General features: G+C 41.8%; 13 protein-coding genes. 11 read left to right on the forward strand and 2 right to left on the reverse strand.

Going from position 1 to position 18037, the window contains the following annotated elements; genetic code table 11:
* Positions 1-10 precede the first annotated feature (10 nt).
* The 5 genes from J0L83_13920 to J0L83_13940 all read left to right on the forward strand — a co-directional run bounded on the left by J0L83_13920 (position 11) and on the right by J0L83_13940 (position 8300).
* Complete coding sequence (locus J0L83_13920) at positions 11-1915, forward strand: FAD-dependent oxidoreductase (GenBank protein MBN8665673.1); 1905 nt, start codon at positions 11-13, stop codon at positions 1913-1915.
* Between the two features lie 17 nt (positions 1916-1932).
* Positions 1933-4407, forward strand: coding sequence for a SusC/RagA family TonB-linked outer membrane protein (locus J0L83_13925; protein ID MBN8665674.1), 2475 nt, complete (start codon positions 1933-1935; stop codon positions 4405-4407).
* 66 nt (positions 4408-4473) lie between these two features.
* Positions 4474-5031: a hypothetical protein gene (locus J0L83_13930; GenBank protein MBN8665675.1), complete on the forward strand. Its 558-nt coding sequence runs from the start codon at positions 4474-4476 to the stop codon at positions 5029-5031.
* 21 nt (positions 5032-5052) lie between these two features.
* Positions 5053-6834, forward strand: a complete 1782-nt coding sequence (locus J0L83_13935) for a RagB/SusD family nutrient uptake outer membrane protein (GenBank protein ID MBN8665676.1) — start codon at positions 5053-5055, stop codon at positions 6832-6834.
* A gap of 77 nt (positions 6835-6911) precedes the next feature.
* Complete coding sequence (locus J0L83_13940; GenBank protein MBN8665677.1) at positions 6912-8300, forward strand: DUF5009 domain-containing protein; 1389 nt, start codon at positions 6912-6914, stop codon at positions 8298-8300.
* Positions 8301-8303: 3 nt separating this feature from the next.
* Here J0L83_13940 and J0L83_13945 read toward each other — a convergent pair whose 3' ends face one another.
* Positions 8304-10466 carry a GH92 family glycosyl hydrolase gene (locus J0L83_13945; GenBank protein MBN8665678.1) on the reverse strand — a complete coding sequence of 721 codons (2163 nt, stop codon included), beginning with the start codon at positions 10464-10466 and terminating at the stop codon, positions 8304-8306.
* Between the two features lie 2 nt (positions 10467-10468).
* Positions 10469-11650 (reverse strand): family 10 glycosylhydrolase, encoded by a 1182-nt coding sequence (locus J0L83_13950; GenBank protein MBN8665679.1) that lies wholly within the window; start codon positions 11648-11650, stop codon positions 10469-10471.
* A gap of 99 nt (positions 11651-11749) precedes the next feature.
* Between J0L83_13950 and J0L83_13955 the strand changes: the two genes are divergently transcribed.
* From J0L83_13955 to J0L83_13980, 6 genes are read left to right on the forward strand one after another with little or no spacing between them, the layout of a single operon-like run.
* Positions 11750-13033, forward strand: a complete 1284-nt coding sequence (locus J0L83_13955; GenBank protein MBN8665680.1) for an MFS transporter — start codon at positions 11750-11752, stop codon at positions 13031-13033.
* Complete coding sequence (locus tag J0L83_13960) at positions 13030-13701, forward strand: sialate O-acetylesterase (protein ID MBN8665681.1); 672 nt, start codon at positions 13030-13032, stop codon at positions 13699-13701. Before J0L83_13955 ends, J0L83_13960 begins: the two co-directional genes overlap by 4 nt.
* 1 nt (position 13702) lies before the next feature.
* On the forward strand, positions 13703-14638 hold the full coding sequence (locus J0L83_13965; protein MBN8665682.1) for a DUF4434 domain-containing protein: 936 nt from the start codon (positions 13703-13705) through the stop codon (positions 14636-14638).
* Positions 14638-15720 (forward strand): family 10 glycosylhydrolase, encoded by a 1083-nt coding sequence (locus J0L83_13970; GenBank protein ID MBN8665683.1) that lies wholly within the window; start codon positions 14638-14640, stop codon positions 15718-15720. The genes J0L83_13965 and J0L83_13970 overlap by 1 nt, the downstream gene beginning before the upstream one ends.
* A gap of 4 nt (positions 15721-15724) precedes the next feature.
* Positions 15725-16741: a phosphodiester glycosidase family protein gene (locus J0L83_13975; GenBank protein ID MBN8665684.1), complete on the forward strand. Its 1017-nt coding sequence runs from the start codon at positions 15725-15727 to the stop codon at positions 16739-16741.
* Positions 16741-17895 carry a hypothetical protein gene (locus tag J0L83_13980; protein MBN8665685.1) on the forward strand — a complete coding sequence of 385 codons (1155 nt, stop codon included), beginning with the start codon at positions 16741-16743 and terminating at the stop codon, positions 17893-17895. Before J0L83_13975 ends, J0L83_13980 begins: the two co-directional genes overlap by 1 nt.
* Positions 17896-18037: the final 142 nt, after the last annotated feature.

The following is an 18037-nucleotide window of genomic DNA, read 5'->3' on the forward strand; positions in this document are numbered from 1 at the left end:
AATATTTGCCTTGCTGAAACGATTGTTCTTCATATTAATGTTGACTACTGCTTTTGCAGCTTGTGTGCATGCGCAAAAAATTTTGCAGACGGATGTATTAGTAGTAGGTGGAGGTGTTGGAGGAACGGCTGCCGGCATACAAGCCGCACGCATGGGTGTGAAAGTTGTATTGACAGAAGAGTCTGTTTGGCTGGGTGGGATGATGACCGCTGCCGGCGTAAGTGCATTTGATGGTAACCACAACATGCCTTCGGGAATATGGGGCGAGTTCAGAAATGCATTGTATAAAGTATATGGTGGCCCGAATAAAGTGGCAACCGGCTGGGTTAGTAATACGCAATTTGAACCACATGTGGGTGATAGTATTGTAAAGTCGATGGTAAAAGCTTTACCCAATTTATCGGTGCTATATCGCCATCGATTTGTTTCCATTATTAAAGAACAGCAACGTGTGAAAGGTGCAGTGATGCTTAACCTGAAGAATAATCAACTTGTGCATGTAATGGCTAAACAGGTTATTGATGCTACAGAGTTAGGCGATGTATTGGCAGATGCAGGTGCTGGTTATGATATAGGTATGGAAGCATCTGCTATTACTGGAGAAGATGTACAAGTTCCAGAGAGTAATGATATCGTTCAAGATCTCACCTATGTAGCTATCTTGAAAGATTACGGCCCCAATGCAGATTGTACCATTGTGAAACCAGCTGGTTATGATCCTGCTGAATTTGATGGCGCTTGTACTGATTATTACAAAGACAAGACCAGAATTGCCCCTAATGTAGATGCGAAGAAAATGTTGGATTATGGCAGGCTACCCAATAAAAAGTACATGCTCAACTGGCCTGGTTATGGCAATGATGTTTATCTCAATATTGTGAAGTTAACGCCTGCTGAACGTGAGCGCGAATTAGAGGAAGCAAAGCAAATTACTTTGCGCTTTATCTATTTTATTCAACATCAGTTAGGCTTTAAACATTTTGGTCTGGCTGATGATGAATTTCCTACTGCAGATCGTTTGGCTTTGATGCCGTATCACCGTGAAGGTAGAAGAGTAAAAGGATTGGTGCGTTTTAATATTAAGCATATTTCAGCCCCCTATTCCAATGGCATACCTGTTTACCGTACAGGTATCGCTGTTGGAGATTATCCTATTGATCATCATCATCGTAAAAATCCTGCTGCACCACAGCATTTAGGATTTTATCCAGTACCCTCATTCAATGTTCCATTAGGTGCATTGATTCCACAAAAAATCAAAGGATTAATTGTTGCAGAAAAAGGGATTAGCGTCTCTAATGTGGTTAATGGCACTACGCGGTTACAGCCTTGTGTGATGATGATTGGACAGGCTGCTGGTGCACTTGCTGCTCTTACAGTACAAGACAAAAAAGATGCTGCTGCAATTCCTGTGAGAAAAGTACAGGCTCAGTTGTTGAATCAAGGTGCTTACATCATGCCATTCTATGATGTAAGGATTGGTCATCCGCATTTTGAAGCGGTGCAACGTATTGGTGCTACAGGTATTCTTCGAGGAACTGGTAAACCCAATGCGTGGGCAAATCAAACTTGGTTCTATGCTGATTCAACAATTAGCACTCCAGATTTATCAGCAGACATTAAAGTATTTACAGGTGCTCCGATCAGTACAACCGGTATGTTGACTGCAGCACAGGCTTTGCAATTAACAAAAACAATTGCACAAAGATTTCAAGTAAAAAATACATGGGCTTGGGATAATATGATCAAGCTGAAGGAACAAGTTGCTGCGAATTGGCAAAAATGGGGATTTGGTGAATGGCATAATGATGGACCTATTACCAGATTACAGTTTGCAGTACTACTGGATGCAACGGTTAATCCTTTTGCATTAATGCCAGTGAATCATCAAGGACAATTTGAATCGAAATATTAAACCAAAACAAAACAAGTATGAAAAAAGTATCACTCTTGTCCTGTATACTACTGCTGATGGTTCAGCTGGTAGTTGCACAACAGATCAGAGTGTCTGGTAAGGTTACCAGTACTGGTACAGGTAGTCCTGCGGAAGGCATATCTGTGATGGTCAAGGGCAAAAAAACGGGTGCTGCAACCGGTGCAACTGGTGAGTATAGCATTCTTGTAGAAAAAGGTGCAGTATTACTTTTTACAGGAATTGGATTTTCGTCCAAAGAAGTTACTGTAACTGGTAATATTATTGATGTAGCGCTACAACCTACTTCAGGTGAGCTCGGTGAGGTTGTGGTTGTTGGTTATGGTGCACAGAAAAAAGCCAGCTTAACTGGTTCGCTTGTTACTTTAAACAACACGGCGTTGAATCGTCGTCAGGTATCCAGCACCAGTCAAGCTTTACAAGGCCTTGCGCCGGGTGTAACCGTTCAGCAACAGTCTGGTCGCCCGGGTGCAGATGGTGCCAGCATTGTGATCCGTGGTCAAGGTTCAATCTCTGGTAGTAATGCGCCGCTGATCATTGTTGATGGTCTTGCAGTTGGTTCACTTGATTTGATTGATCCTAACGCGATTGAAAGTATCACATTATTAAAAGATGCAGCATCAACTTCTATCTATGGTAACCGTGCAAGTAATGGTGTTATCCTTGTGAAGACCAAGCGTGCTGCTGGCGGACAAATGAAAGTTTCTTACAATGGTTTTGTTACCAAGCAGCAAGCAACGGCTATTCCTAAGCGTGTAAGCGCTATTGATCACATGGAATTAAGCAATGTGGCTGAGCGCAATAGAACTGGTAATCCAGCAGCTTTTGTTTTCCCACAGAGCTTGATTGATAACTATAAGAGCAAGCCTGCAAATAATCTGGATATCATTGATACAGATTGGTTGAAGGAAGTGTTGACCAATAGCGGTGTGATGCAGAACCACAACGTTCAGTTGAATACGGGTAGTGATAAGATGAACTTATTTGGTTCTTTCACTTACCTTACTCAACAAGGGTTGATTCCTAATAGTTCCTTTGACAAATATGACTTGCGTTTGAATCCTGAATTCAAAGTAAGTGATAAGCTTACTTTAAGTGGAGTGCTTGCTTATACCAACAGTATTACAACCAACCCTTCTACTGGTTCTGCTGAATTCATCATTCGTCAGGCTATCGGTTTGCCTGCGATTGGTGGTGGTAAATATGGTCCTGGTATGTATGGCACTGCAGCGCAGTCGAATAACCGTAACCCAATTGCCATGGCGGAAGCAACAGGTAATTCTGTTGTTAGAAACAATATATTATTAACCCGCTTTGGTTTCAATTTCCGTCCTGTTTCAGGATTAGAAGTAGAAGCCTATTGGGGTCGTCAAACATCTAACCCATATTCTAAAACATGGGTAACCAATGCCAATATTTATCAGCCTAACTTGGCTACATCTACCTATTCACTGATTGGTACTTGGCCTGGTACAACCAGTTTATCTGAAGCTTGGACAAATAACGTTTATACAACTTATTTAGGTCAGGCTACTTATAGCAAGCGTTTTGGCGCACATAGTATTAAAGCATTGGTAGGTGGACAAAGTGAATTGTTTACTAACTATTTCTTTGGTGCTTCTCGTCAAGGGTTCGTAAATCCAAATCAGCCTTATTTAAACCTTGGCTCAGGTGTTCGTGATAATAATGCAGGTGCTTCTGAATTGGCTTTGGCCGGTTTCTTTGCACGTGTAAACTATAGCTACGAAGACAAATACTATTTAGAGTTGAATGGTCGTCGCGATGGAACTTCACGTTTCTCACAAGCACGTGATAAGCAGTGGGGTAATTTCGGCGCTGTATCTGCTGGTTGGATATTCTCTAAGGAAAACTTCATGCAGCCCTTAGCTAAGTTTATTGATTATGGTAAGCTGCGTGCTTCAATCGGTGGTAATGGTAATCAGAACATCGGTAACAACTATGCTTATGATGCATTCTATGCACAATCTGCTTATAGTAACCCCAATAATGGTACCAATGCATATTTCGGTAATACAACTAATCTTGGTTTAGCGCTTTTACAGTTCGCAAATCCTGATTTGAGCTGGGAAACTTCACGTCAGTGGAATATCGGTTTGGATTTAACAGTGATGAAGCATTTTACTGTAACAGCAGATTACTACGTTAAAACCTTAAAGAACATGCTGTTGCAGCGCACACTGCCACAGTCTGCTGGTGGTTTGAGTAATCCATTTGTGAACGCTGGTAATATGGAGAATAAGGGATGGGAATTCAGCATGAACTATAAGAATAAGTTTGGCAAGCTAGGGGTTGATGTAACAGGTATGATCTCTGATGTAAAGAACAGAGTGACAAATCTTGTTGAGGGTACTCCATTCATTGGTGATGGTATTCGTACTGCACCTGGTCAGGCTTTAGGTTCGTACTTTGGTTATGTAAGTGCAGGTTATTTCAGAGATTCTAACGATGTTTAGAGTTCACCTGTTCAGTTTGGCATTCCCTGGAGTGCTACTACAGCCAATGGCCCTAAGCCTGGTGATGTGAAGTATGCTGATATAAATGGTGATGGAAAAGTGGATGTGAATGACCGTACTTTCATTGGTAATGCTTTTCCTCGGTATGAGTACAGCATCAATGTAAACCTAACTTATGGTAATTGGGATCTAAATATTTTCGGTCAGGGTGTTGGACAACGTAATAACTTCTTAAGTGGTACTGGTGCTGTTCCTTTTAACTCTGCTGATTTTGCTGCATCATTATTGGATATTCATAAGAACTACTGGACGCCTGATAATCAAAATGCTTTATTCCCTAGACTGCTTCCTTCAGGTTCAGGTGGTAATAACTTCCTTCTGGCTACGCAGTGGATTCGCAGTGCAGCATATTTCCGAATTAAGAATCTGAATGTTGGTTATACGATTCCAAAGAAATTGTTGGATAGAGCCAAGATCAGTAATCTGCGTGTCTATTTCAGCTGTGCTAACCTGTTGACAATTTCAAAAGCATGGAAAGGATTTGATCCTGAAATCAACAGTGCTAACGCAGAATTCTATCCGCTAATGCGCACATTTACAGGCGGTGTTAACGTAACCTTTTAATGAAACAGTAAAAACAAGACAATGAAAAAGTACATTTTTATACTGCTTTCAACTGCCACTCTGGGTTTCAGCGCCTGTCAGAAATTTCTCGACAGAAAACCGCTGGATGCGTCTTCTGCATCAAACTTTTTGAGTAACCAGGCAGAAATGGAGCAAGGCTTAATTGGCGTGTATGCTTCATCAATGTGGGTGTTCCCTAATAATACGCCGCTCCTATTTGCCATTGAGTCAACAACAGATATGGCCATCAAGCGTGGCGGTAATGCAGAAGACCTCATTGCCATGGGTGATGGTGGTCCGTTTTTGGTGAATAATGCTGTTACGACTTCAGGCTGGAACCAAGCGTATAAGCTGGTACAGCGTGCTAATCAGCAGATTGTTGGTATGGAGAATGGTAAAGCTAATGTAACAACTGCAACCTTCAATCGTATCAAAGCTGAAGCGCAAGTGTTGCGTGCATGGGGTTATCTACATTTAATGACTTGGTTTGGAGATGTGCCTTATTATAAGGCTCCTCCAACAGTTACAGAAGTGTTGAGTGCTAAGCGTACACCTGTTGCCGATATTGTTGCCGATTTGTACAAGGATATGGATGATGCGGCTGCTGCATTTGATGCTGCAGGAACATCTCCTGTGCAAACACTTGGTCGTGTAAATAAAGCTGTTGCTTTGGGTGTAAAAGCGAAGCTTGCTCTGTTGATTAAAGATTACAGAACCGCAGCCATAGCTACGAAAGCTGTAATTGACGGTGGTCAGTATTCGCTTAATCCTAATTTCCCTAACCTGTTTTCACTGGCAGGTCAGAGTACCAATGCTGGTCGTGAGATCTTATTCTGTCAAACCTACCCAACAGATGTGAATGAGCCACAGAACTGGGGGCCTATTTTGGGTGTGCCTCGTCAGGTAACCAACTCTCAGTCTAGCCATTTCCCTTCACAGGCGCTTGTTGATCAGTTTGAAGATAGAAACGGTAACCGTATTGATGCATCTACTATTTATGATTCGGCAAACCCTCGTGTAAATAGGGATCGTCGTCTGAGGTGGAGTATTTACCTACCAGGCGATACAATGGTACATTTTGCTTCCAAGACAGCAGCGTTACCTTACAACAACCTTAGAGAGAGAACCATTTTTAATATTTATTCTAACATTCGTAGAAAGTTTAACTGGAATACCAATAACTACGATAATGTTACAGGTAATAATGATTGGATTGGTGCACAGGCTGCCGGTATTCAGTGGCAGGTGAGTGCAACAGGTAATATTGGTGGTGTTGGTTATGTTTGGAATAAGTACAACGATTCTACACAGTATACTTTTGAATCTAAAGTTGGTTTCATCTTGATGCGATATGCAGATATCTTATTGATGTACGCAGAGTCTAAGATTGAACTGAATGAAATTGATGGAACAGTTACAGCTGCCATTAATGCTGTTCGTTCACGTGCTGGTCAACCAACTACCTCACTCACTTCACAAGCTGAATTGCGCACTTTAGTACGTAGAGAGCGTGCAGTAGAATTTGCCGGTGAAGGTTTGCGTTTATTTGATTTGAGAAGATGGGATATCTATGCTAAGGCGAATAGCGGTCCTGTGGTAGGTATCTCGCTCGATCCGGCAGTGCCAGCAGCTCGCCCAACATTTGATGCGGATAATATTCCTAATTATACGTCAAGTGTGAATCAGCGTATTCGTTTCCGTAACCAGATTAGAAATAATGCCAATGCAAAGTATAAGCTTTGGCCAATTCCTCAATCTGAAATCGACAATAATCCAGGCTTAGGTCAAAATACCGGCTGGTAATGACTTTCTCGATTTTTGGTGTATAGGATGTAAGCAGGTTCTCACGAAAGTGGGACCTGCTTTTTTAATATTTTTATATGAAACAGGAAAGGTATCAACACTTGGATGCGCTAAGGGGATATGCCATTTTTACAATGGTCTTATCGGGAACAGTAGCACATGGCGGCGTATTGCCAGGATGGATGTATCATGCTCAGGTGCCACCACCCTTGCATCAATTCAATCCTGAACTACCTGGTATCACTTGGGTTGATCTTGTCTTTCCATTTTTCATTTTCTGTATGGGCGCTGCAATACCTATTGCCTGTAGAAAATATGCAGAAACATCCAATCATCGCGCGGTCATCGGTACAGCATTTAGGAGATTTTTGCTATTAGCGCTTTTTGCTTTAACGCTTGAGCATTTCAAGTTTGCACGAATTAGTAGTCAGCCTACAACAAGTACGTATCTGTTTAGTATTATAGGTTTTCTCTTACTTATGATTGCTTTCAGTAGATGGGCATCGTTTAGTAAACGCATTGAATCTAGTATAAACTATGTTGGTGTTGCTGCAATCCTTATCGCGCTTTGGCAATTGCCGCTAAATGATGGAGCAGGCTTTTTGTTGGCTAAGTCAGATATCATCATCTTAGTGCTTGCGAATATGGCTTTGTTCGGTACGGTATTGTGGTGGTTCACAAGAAACAATCCATTGTTACGCATAGGTGTATTGCCTTTCGTAATGGCCATATTTCTTGCTTCTAAGATAGAAGGCAGTTGGAATGCATGGTTATTTCAGTTAACACCAGAACCTTTGATCTATAAGTTCTACTTTCTAAAGTATTTTTTCATTCTGGTGCCGGGTACGATTGCAGGCGAATGGTTGTTGCAGTATGGGGATTTGTCTAGAAAGCAGGTAGCACAATCGCAGCCAAGAATTGTTATTCTGCTTATGTTGGTTTTGATAGTTACAAATGTTTCGCTCTTATATACACGTGAATTGGTGTGGAATTTGGTTGCTAGTGTTGTGTTGATTTTTATAGTTCAACAATTCATTCAGAAAGAGAAAGCATCATTGCCTTTATTGTATCGCTTTGTACAGGCAGGTGCTTATTGTTTGCTATTAGGTCTTTCGTTTGAAGCCTATGAAGGTGGTATCAAAAAAGATGTGTCTACGTATAGTTACTATTTTGTCACAAGTGGATTAGCTTTTTTTGCATATGCGGTCGTGGCATTAATGGCTGAATGGGCAGGCACAGCATATATCCATCGGTTTTTCTTGTGGTGTGGCAAGAACCCCATGATGGCTTATGTGACAGGCGGATTGTTGCTTGGTCCTGTACTCAAGCTCACAGGCTTGTATGATTATTGGGCTGCTATGAACACCAATGCATGGATAGGTTTTCTAAAAGGTTTCTTGTTTACCATGATTGCTTGCAGCATCACAATACCTTTTACTAAGCGGGGAATTATTTGGAAATCGTAGTTGTTATTGAATCTTAAACTCTAGTCTGCCTCCTTGCAATAATTCTCGATGGCTGATTTGATTAGTTGTGATCAATTTGCCATTCAGCTTCACCGAACGGACAAAAGCATTTGGGTTTCTTTTACCCGTAGTCTGGATGTTGAGTTTCTTTCCGTTGGGCAAATCAATAACTGCATTGTCGATTAAAGGATAGCCAATCACATACTCTCCTGATGACGGATTCATAGGATACATACCCAGCACTGTCCATATATACCAGGCACTCATCTGACCACAATCATCATTGCCAGTTAAGCCGTCGGGCCCATTTTTATACATGCTGTCCGCAACTACGCATAGCCATTTAGCTGCTTTGTCTTTTCTACCCAGTGCGCTGTACATATAGATAATGTGGTGACTAGGCTCATTACCATGCGCATACTGGCCTATTAAGCCGGTTACATCAATCGAAGCGTTGTCTCCATGTAAAACAGATGGTGCTGCAAATAAAGAATCTAGTTTAGCAATCAGTTTTGTTTTGCCGCCATAGAGTTGTGCAAATCCATCGATATCATGCGGAACAAAGAAACTGTGTTGCCATGCAGTACCCTCAATGTATTGTCCATCAAAACCATGTTCCGATAAAAGCGGATCAAAAGGTTCTACGAATGCACCTTTACTATTCTTTGCACGCATAAAGCCTGTCTTTACATCAAAAAGTTGCTGGTAACTCTTTGCTCTTTGCATGAATAATTGATAATCATCTTGTTTGCCTAACTTTTTGGCAACTTGAGCAATGCACCAATCATCATAAGCATATTCCAAGGTGATGGTTACACTCCAGCCATGTTTGTCTTGAGGTAGATAGCCATACTTGATATAGTCTGGTGTGCCACGCTGTTGTTGAAAAGCACTTTTGCGCATTGCTTCATAGGCTTTATGAATATCAAAGCCGGTAAATCCTTTTAGAATGGCATCGCTGATTACCGGAATTGCATGATAGCCTGTCATGGTGTTTGCTTCCCATGAACTAATATCCCATACAGGTAGCAAGCCGTTATCATCATAGAACTGCAGCATGCTGTTGATGAACTCTGAAACGCGCTGTGGTTGTGTAATGGTAAAGAGTGGGTTTAGTGCACGGAAAGTATCCCATAAGGAGAAGATTGTGTATCGAGTTTGTCCATTAGGCATTTGCAGCACTCGGTTGTCTTGATTTCTGTAACTGCCATCGGCATCTGAGTATAAAGATGGAGCTAGGCAGGTTCTGTACAGTGCGGTATAAAATCTGGTAGCAAATGCGATATCTTTTGTGTTGATGCGAATCTTCTGTAATTCTATTTCCCATTTGTTATCAGCTTTCGCTACAATTTGCTCAAAGTTGTTTTGACCAATTTCATAAAGCGCCTGTGCTGCTGTTGATTCACTTACTGTACTTAATCCGGTTTGTACAGTAATGGTTTGATCCGGTGCGGCAAATTCCACAAGCAATTTAACATCAGTGCCCTCAGCATTTGCACCCTTGCTCGCATGTGCGCTAATGAATCTATAGTTGCGAATCTTCTGATTAAACCGAGCAGTAAAATAGATACGCTGGTTTTTCGCCCATCCGGTAGAATAGCGATAACCGCTGATGGTATAATCATCTACTACCTGAATAGATGCTGCAGTGGTTTTATCCCAGTTGATATGAAAACCAAGATCAATTCTGATCCACTGCGTTTTACCGGGAAATTGATAACGATGAAAACCACACCTTTCTGTAGCAGTTAATTCACAGTTGATGCCATTTTTAAACTGTACTTGATAATAGCCGGGTTTGGCAGATTCTTGTTGATGGGAAAAAGCATATTTAATAAAGCGTTCATTTGCCTGACTGGTGTCGATCAAAGGTTGCATAGAGATATCGCACCAGTCGCCAATGCCAGTGCCGTTTAAGTGGGTATGACTAAAGCCTGCGATGCTATCGCTGCTATAATGATAGCCGCTACACCAGTCCCAGCCTTCTGTGCCATTATCTGGACTTAACTGCACCATTCCAAATGGTACAACAGCGCCAGGATATGTATGGCCATGGCCGCCTGTGCCTAGAAACGGATCAACATATTTGGTGAGTTGCTGAGATTGTGCGTGTTTAACACTTGCAAGTGTAAGTACACAAGCGGCAATGATCGATAACTGCTTCATGCTTAGCGTATGAATGGGTACTGCCCTTGAAACCAACTAGCTCGGTCTTTAACACCTTCATAGAAGAAATACACTTCTCCTTTGAAACCATTGTTGCGATTACTCTGAACCATCTGAGAAAGAAATCCATCTGTTGCGGTGTAAGTGCCTGAGCGTAATAATACTCCGGGATAAAGTGGAATAGTCGTACTTCTATGATAAGACTTTTGTTGCAATAGCGAAGCATTGTAAGCGGCAATATCATAGCGATAACACTGTGGAATAACAGCATCCACCCAGCCACTATCTACCCATGTTGGCCAATCTTGTAAATACTCATCACGGCCCCAAGGGAATGGACTTGGTGACATCGTTAGCATAATTGACGGCTTCAATGCTTTTACTTCATTGCGTAAACGTTTCATAAATTGATTCAACTTACGTACCCGCCAGTTGATCCAATTGCTTTCTGCAGGATTAGGTGGTGGAGATGCACCTGCATTTTCGCTTTGATAAAGGCTAACTGTATAGGCATCATACCCGCCTGTGCTAGGCATCGCGGGAAGTCGATCATCGCCTTGAACGCCATCTACGCCGTAATTAGTGATAACTTCCTTAAATAGGTCAATCATGAATTGCTGTACTTCAGGATGCAATCCGTTCAACCAATCAAATCCATTCTTCACTAAAAGATTACCGCCTTGATCTCTGCCAGCCCAAGTTGGTTTAGCGGCAACAATTGCCCCTCCATTAGCAGAATAAGAGGAAGAGAATCCATATTCAAACCACGCATGCACTTTTAGTCCTTGCGCCTTGGCCTCATCTACACATTCTTTCAAAGGATCTCTGCCAACATATCTTTCGAGTTGTCCCCTTCCAATCAGGTTTTGCATTACTGTACTTGGGTATATGGTACGTGCATTGTTATAGACAACTATAAAGAGATGGTTAATACCCGCAGCTTTACAGTTGGTTACCATCGTCTTAATGTTCTCTTTGCTATCTAGAGCCGTACTAGCTGTTGTGGTTACCCAAACCCCACGCATGGCATTTGGGTCCCAAACTGGTGTTGGGGTAGGCGAAGGTGTGGGCGTTGAACCGCTCCCATCGGGTTTCTTTGAGCAGGCAAATAGTGCCGGAGTGGTAATTAGAATAAACAACAGCAGTTTGGCCAGTGAATGGCGTAAAGCGATTGAGGCAGGCATCGGTAAATATTTACTAAGGCAACTTAATTAAAAAAATTATAAATTAGAGATTAGTTATTAAAAAAATTAATTAAATACCTTCATCATCTAATTCTAACGATGCCAATAGATAAGCCAACTACTGCCAGAAATCCATTTTATTGGATCCCAACAACTTGGTTTGCCATGGGCCTTCCATTTGTAGCCTTATCCGCTGCAAGTTCCATCATGTACAAGAATCTGGGTGTCTCCGATGGGCAAATAGCGTTTTGGACATCCCTGATCATGATGCCTTGGACCATTAAACCCTTATGGGGACCTTTCTTAGAAATGTTCAAGACTAGAAAGTTCTTTGTCTATATCACGCAAATGCTTACCGGTATTTTGTTTTTTCTGGTAGGACTATCACTCCAGTTGGATCATTTTTTCTCAGCATCCATTGCTATACTGGCTTTGATTGCTTTTAGCGGTGCTACGCACGATACAGCTGCAGATGGTGTTTACTTGAATGAACTTACAGCCAAGCAACAAGCCCGATATGTAGGCTGGCAGGGTGCATTTTATAATATCGCGAAAGTGATGAGTGGAGGTGTCCTAGTGTATTTTGCCGGTGAGCTGGAAAAGCAAATGGGTATTGCATCAGCATGGTTGATTGTAATGATGTGTTATGGTGGAATCATGTTGGTGTTAGGCGTATACAATATGCGTATGCTTCCTCAATCGGCACAGCGTAGTGAAGTGCATGGTTTTGCAGAAGGCGTGGCAACTTTAAAAGATGTGATCATTACGTTCTTTCAAAAAAAATATATCTGGGCTGGCTTGACTTTCATTGTGTTTTATCGTTTTGCAGAAGGACAAGCCATTAAGATTACGCCATTGTTTTTTAAAGCTGCGAGAGAAGATGGTGGATTGGGGTTAAGCACTTCAGAAATAGGTCTGCTCTATGGTGTGTTTGGTGCTATTGCTTTTGTGTTAGGCTCCATTGCTGCTGGTTATTTTGTGTCCAATAAGGGGCTTACGCGAAGAACCTTGCTCATGCTTTGTACCATCTTTAATGTGCCTTTTGCAGCTTATGCTTATCTCGCGATTACTGTTCCAGAAAACCTTAACATTATTGCCGCTGCAGTTGCAATAGAATATTTTGGTTATGGTTTTGGTTTTGTTGGACTCATCTTATTCATTATGCAGCAAATTGCTCCGGGCAAATACAAAATGGCGCACTACGCTTTTGGTAGTGGCTTAATGAATCTGGGTTTTATGCTGCCGTCTATGGTAAGTGGTTATGTGAGCGATTATCTGGGGTATAAGGAGTTTTTCATTTGGGTGCTGGTGTCAACCATCCCCGCATTTTTGATTACATGGCTGGTGCCTTTGAAGCCAGTTGACAATACTGCTGAAGCATGAGAAAGTTATTTGGTATAGTCATCGTTTTATTATTGGCATATGCTTCCATGCATGCACAACAAATAGATACTAGTTATCGGTCTACTTACTATGGACAAAAAGTTTCTTTGTTCAGGTTATTACCTGATACCAAAGGAGAGATAATTTTTTTAGGAAATAGCATAACAGATATTGGTGAGTGGGCAGAGATATGGCAGAATCCAAAAGTGAAGAACAGAGGCATTAGTGGCGACAATACTTTTGGTGTACTAGCGCGATTGGATGAAGTGGTTTCGTCTAAGCCTGAAATAGTATTCCTCATGATTGGTATTAACGATATCGCTAGAAATACGCCGGATAGCCTCATTGTTGGAAATATCATTAAGATAGTTGAAACGATTAAAGCTGCATCGCCTAAGACAAAGCTGATAATGCAAAGTATCTTACCAACTAATGATGCGTTTACAGAATTTAAAAGACATCAAAATAAGGATGGGCATATCCGAACAGTCAATTCAGCCTTGCGTGACTATTGTCAGCAACGCCAATTGGTCTTTGTAGATTTATATCCGCTGTTCTTGAATGGCTCTGGCAAGTTGGATGAGCGTTATACCAACGATGGGTTACATATTAATGGTGCGGGCTATATGCTTTGGCGCGATGCCCTGCGCAAACTGAAACTATTGTAGTATGCTAATTACAGGCACTTTTATTGACGAGATTAGTCATGATATTCCACACCAGAACTGGGGTGAAACAGAATGGGCGAAAGACTTTCAGCACATGAGAGCTATGGGTATTGATACAGTGATTATCATTCGCTGTGGCTATCGACGATTCATCACATATCCCTCAGATTACCTCATGCAGCAACATGGCTGTTATCGTCCGCCGGTTGATTTAGTTGATTTGTTTTTGCGCTTAGCAGAAGAAAATGAGATGAAACTCTATGTGGGCTTGTATGATAGTGGGGTGTATTGGGATACAGGTAATATGCTGCATGAATGGGCATTGAACAAGTTTGTAATTGAAGAATTATGGCAGCGTTATGGGCATCGAAAAGCATTTCAGGGTTGGTATCTGAGCACAGAGATTAGCAGAAAAACCAAAGGAGCGATAGAGACTTTTAGCAATATGGGTACAATGTGTAAACAAATTAGTAACCAGTTGCCTGTTTTAATCTCTCCATGGATTGATGGTAAGAAAGCTGTGATGGCGGCATCCGGTACTTTAACCAAAGCCGATGCGGTGTCTTTGCGAGAGCATGAGCAAGAGTGGAATGAAATTTTTGCAGGTATTCATCAGTCGATAGATGCTGTTGCCTTTCAAGATGGTCATATCGATTTTTATGAATTGGAAGATTTCTTCCGTGTCAACAAACAACTTGCAGACAAGTATCAACTGCAATGCTGGACAAATGCTGAAAGCTTTGATAGGGACATGCCCATTAAATTCCTGCCTATCAAATTTGAAAAGTTAAAACTGAAGCTGGAAGCTGCGGGACGAGCTGGTTATGATAAAGCCATCACATTTGAGTTCTCACATTTTATGAGTCCGCAATCTGCGTATATACAAGCACATCATTTGTATAATCGATACAACGAATACAAGCAATCATGGAAGTAATGAAGAAGATTAGTTTGCTCTTCTTGAGTACAATATGCTTTTTGTTCGCACAAGCACAACAAACAGTAGTTAGGGGTACCTGGATCACTAATGTGGCCAGTGATGCGATGGTTTCTTCTGAAAAAGTACGAGAGACAGTTGGACATTGCAAGCGCAATGGGCTAACTGACATATTTGTGGTGGTATGGAATAGAGGCTTCACAATGTATCCTAGTAAAGTGGTGAAGCAATATATCGGTGTTGCACAGGATCCAGTCTATAATGGATTCGATCCATTAAAAGCATTCGTAGAAGAAGGGCACGCAGCTGGTTTGCGTGTGCATGCATGGTTCGAGTTTGGGTTTTCATATGCCTATCAGGATAGCAGTGATAGAAGTTGGTTGAAGCGCTATCCACATTGGGTAGGAAGAGATGCGCAAGGAAAGCTGTTGAAAAAGAATGGTTTTTATTGGTGGAATGCTTTACATCCGGAAGTGCAGCAGTTTATGCGATTGCTTGTAACGGAAGTAGTGAAACATTATGCAGTAGATGGTATTCAAGGTGATGATCGTTTGCCAGCTATGCCTGCTGAAGGTGGGTATGATGCATATACAAAATCACTGTACGCAAAAGCAAACAATGGTCAAGCACCACCTAGTAATCCGCGTGAGCCCAAGTGGTTGCAGTGGAAAGCTGATCAGTTAAGTGCATTTGGTAAATCGTTGTATCAAGCTGTGAAAAAGGCCAGAAAAGATTGTCTGGTTACTTGGGCACCTAGTATCTATCCTTGGAGCAAAGAGCAGTATCTGCAAGACTGGCCTAAGTGGATGCGTGAAGGGTATGCTGACTGGATCATTCCGCAAGTGTATCGTTACAAACTTGATGCGTATGAACAGACACTGAAAGCAATTGATGGTCAGGTTAGCAAAGAAGAAAAGCGTCGACTCTTTCCGGGTATTCTTACCTCTCTTGGTGATGGCTATCGTGTGGATACTACTATGTTGAATGGTATGTTCCGCATTAACAGGCAATACGGTTATCAGGGAGAAGTACTGTTCTATTATGAAAGCATTAAAGAGACTACATCACCATTATATAAGTAACGATATGTTATTGAGAAATCTTGCCATCGCAGTTTGTTTAACGGTTTCTATTGCTTGCAGTAAAAAAGAAGCGACTTCAACACCTGCGCCAACCAATCCAACCCCTACCCCCGCTGCAACGCGTTTGATTAACCTGCCTGCAGGTTGGAAGTATGCCAGTCTTTTATCAGCAGCTTTTCCTGCAGGTGTGGAGTTGTACTTCTTTGATACACTTTTTCAGGGTAGAAAAACCAAAGCATTCTGCTTAGCTTATGACAGTAAACGAAGCAATATTGAGTTTAAACCTGTATTATCAGCTACGGTTAAAAAGCCAAGCGATTTTTATAAAGAAGAAGCAGGTGTCGTATATGCTTGTTTGAATGGAGGGTACTTTGGAGGTAATCAATCGTATAGTTTGGTACAGTACAATGGAACGATACAAGCTGCCAATATTAAATCCGTCAGCAGAAACTTCAATAACGTTAGTACTGCATATTACCCAACAAGGGCTGCGTTTGGTATCACCTCAACCGGTAGTCCTGCTACTGCGTGGATTTATCATGTAGGTGCTGGTAATAATGATGTGTATGCTTATCCATCTCCATCACCTAATGTGGAGGGTAGTGCGCCACAGCCTGTGCCAACTGAGAATTTTCCAGTAGGTGCTACAAGATGGACGGCAACTGCTGCCATAGGAGGTTCGCCAATGTTGGTGAGAAACAGCAATGTGCTGATTTCTGATGCGGCAGAATTGATCAGTATTAACAACACAAGTTCCAGACCTCGAAGTGCTATTGGCTTTAACAGCAATGGAATTGTTTTGATACTGGCTGTGGAAGGCGATAATACCTCCGGCGGTTATGCAGGACTAAATTTAACCGAGTTGGCTAATATGATGAAGGAGTTGTCCTGTGTTGAAGCAATCAATTTGGATGGAGGTGGGTCCACCAGTATGGTAGTGGCTAATCAGTTGTTAGTAAGGCCGGGCGATAATGGTGTGGAGCGTCCGGTCATTAGTGCTATCATTATCAAGCAGAAATAATGCGATTATTGATTCTTTGTTTTTGTTGTATCGTGTGCAGCGAATTGTCGACTTTACATGCACAAGTCAAAAGCGATTTTACAACCACATTGAATCGTGCTAAAGAAACCAAGCATTTGCGTGCTTTGGTGGATAGTGTTGTGCAACTGCCGATCGAAGATCGCCATACCGCAGCATGGAAAAGTGCTTGCTGGGCAATGGAGTTGATGTTGTATGCACATGCCCAATTTGAAAAGCGTTTGCCGGAGATAGCGGCAGCGATGCCAAACATAGAAGCAAGTTTGCAATGGTCGTTGCTGGAAGCATGGTACACGTTGTATCCCGGTAAGTCGGCCCAAGTGTTGGTGCAAGTATGGCCTTATGCGCGTTCCAATAAAATCAAAGCTTTATTGTTGCAGCACTACAGAGCCGCAAAGATTGCTTTTGCAGTACCGGATGGTGATGCGTTTCGTGTATCGCAATATTATCAAGCTTACCTACTTCATCAGCGTCAGTCAAAACCGATATATACAAAAAGAGATATTGAGCAAATGGATTTGCTAGCTGGTGAGGCTTTACTGGTCAGTGTTCAATATCGTGATAGAAATAAGCCGGGCTTCTTGATGATTAGAGATCATCGCGGTAAATGGTTGAAAGATCGGCAGGGTAAATTACTTCGATACACGCAGCTGGCTAGATCAATTACCAATTTACCTTATTATCTAACCAATGGCAATACACCTCAAGGATTGTATCGCATAACAGGTACCGATGTTTCTGATAATGCATGGATTGGGCCGACAAAAAATTTGCAAATGGCGATGCCTTTTGAATTACCTGCAACTGTTCCTTTTTTTCCGGATACCACAGCGTCTGCTTCGCAATATGCACAGTTGCTTGGTAAGCTTCGTGCTGATTCCAGCCTTTGGCAATCTTACTATGCAGGGTTGATTGGTAGGTCGGAGATTATTGCGCATGGTACCACCATTCCGCCCGAATACTATGCGGGCAAGCTGTATTACCCAAATACCCCTTCATTAGGCTGTTTATGCAGTCCCGAGACTTGGGGTGCTTCCGGTGCAAGGCGTCAAAGTGTACAATCAGCTTGGATGGCTAAGTTGGAGGCTTTAGCTGTCAAGCCCAGTTATCTGTTGGTAATAGAAATAGTCGATTAGTCTGAATAGACACATTTTTGCTTATACTAAGCTGAATTAGTTTCTAATATGTTCATAATCAAGCATTAAGAGAAGTAAGCGCATTTGCTAGATATTGTTTATTAGACAATATTTGCCCTTATATAGCTAATAAATCTGGCTA

This window comes from Chitinophagales bacterium (assembly GCA_017303835.1).
Lineage (GTDB): Bacteria > Bacteroidota > Bacteroidia > Chitinophagales > Chitinophagaceae > JAFLBI01.

Excerpts from the sequence above, each read along its gene's own strand:
- J0L83_13965 (MBN8665682.1), top strand. The coding sequence starts at position 13,703 with ATGCTAATTACAGGCACTTTTATTGACGAGATTAGTCATGATATTCCA.
- J0L83_13950 (MBN8665679.1), bottom strand. The coding sequence starts at position 11,650 with ATGCCTGCCTCAATCGCTTTACGCCATTCACTGGCCAAACTGCTGTTG.
- J0L83_13940 (MBN8665677.1), top strand. The coding sequence starts at position 6,912 with ATGAAACAGGAAAGGTATCAACACTTGGATGCGCTAAGGGGATATGCC.
- J0L83_13935 (MBN8665676.1), top strand. The coding sequence starts at position 5,053 with ATGAAAAAGTACATTTTTATACTGCTTTCAACTGCCACTCTGGGTTTC.
- J0L83_13960 (MBN8665681.1), top strand. The coding sequence starts at position 13,030 with ATGAGAAAGTTATTTGGTATAGTCATCGTTTTATTATTGGCATATGCT.
- J0L83_13970 (MBN8665683.1), top strand. The coding sequence starts at position 14,638 with ATGAAGAAGATTAGTTTGCTCTTCTTGAGTACAATATGCTTTTTGTTC.
- J0L83_13955 (MBN8665680.1), top strand. The coding sequence starts at position 11,750 with ATGCCAATAGATAAGCCAACTACTGCCAGAAATCCATTTTATTGGATC.
- J0L83_13975 (MBN8665684.1), top strand. The coding sequence starts at position 15,725 with ATGTTATTGAGAAATCTTGCCATCGCAGTTTGTTTAACGGTTTCTATT.
- J0L83_13925 (MBN8665674.1), top strand. The coding sequence starts at position 1,933 with ATGAAAAAAGTATCACTCTTGTCCTGTATACTACTGCTGATGGTTCAG.
- J0L83_13980 (MBN8665685.1), top strand. The coding sequence starts at position 16,741 with ATGCGATTATTGATTCTTTGTTTTTGTTGTATCGTGTGCAGCGAATTG.
- J0L83_13945 (MBN8665678.1), bottom strand. The coding sequence starts at position 10,466 with ATGAAGCAGTTATCGATCATTGCCGCTTGTGTACTTACACTTGCAAGT.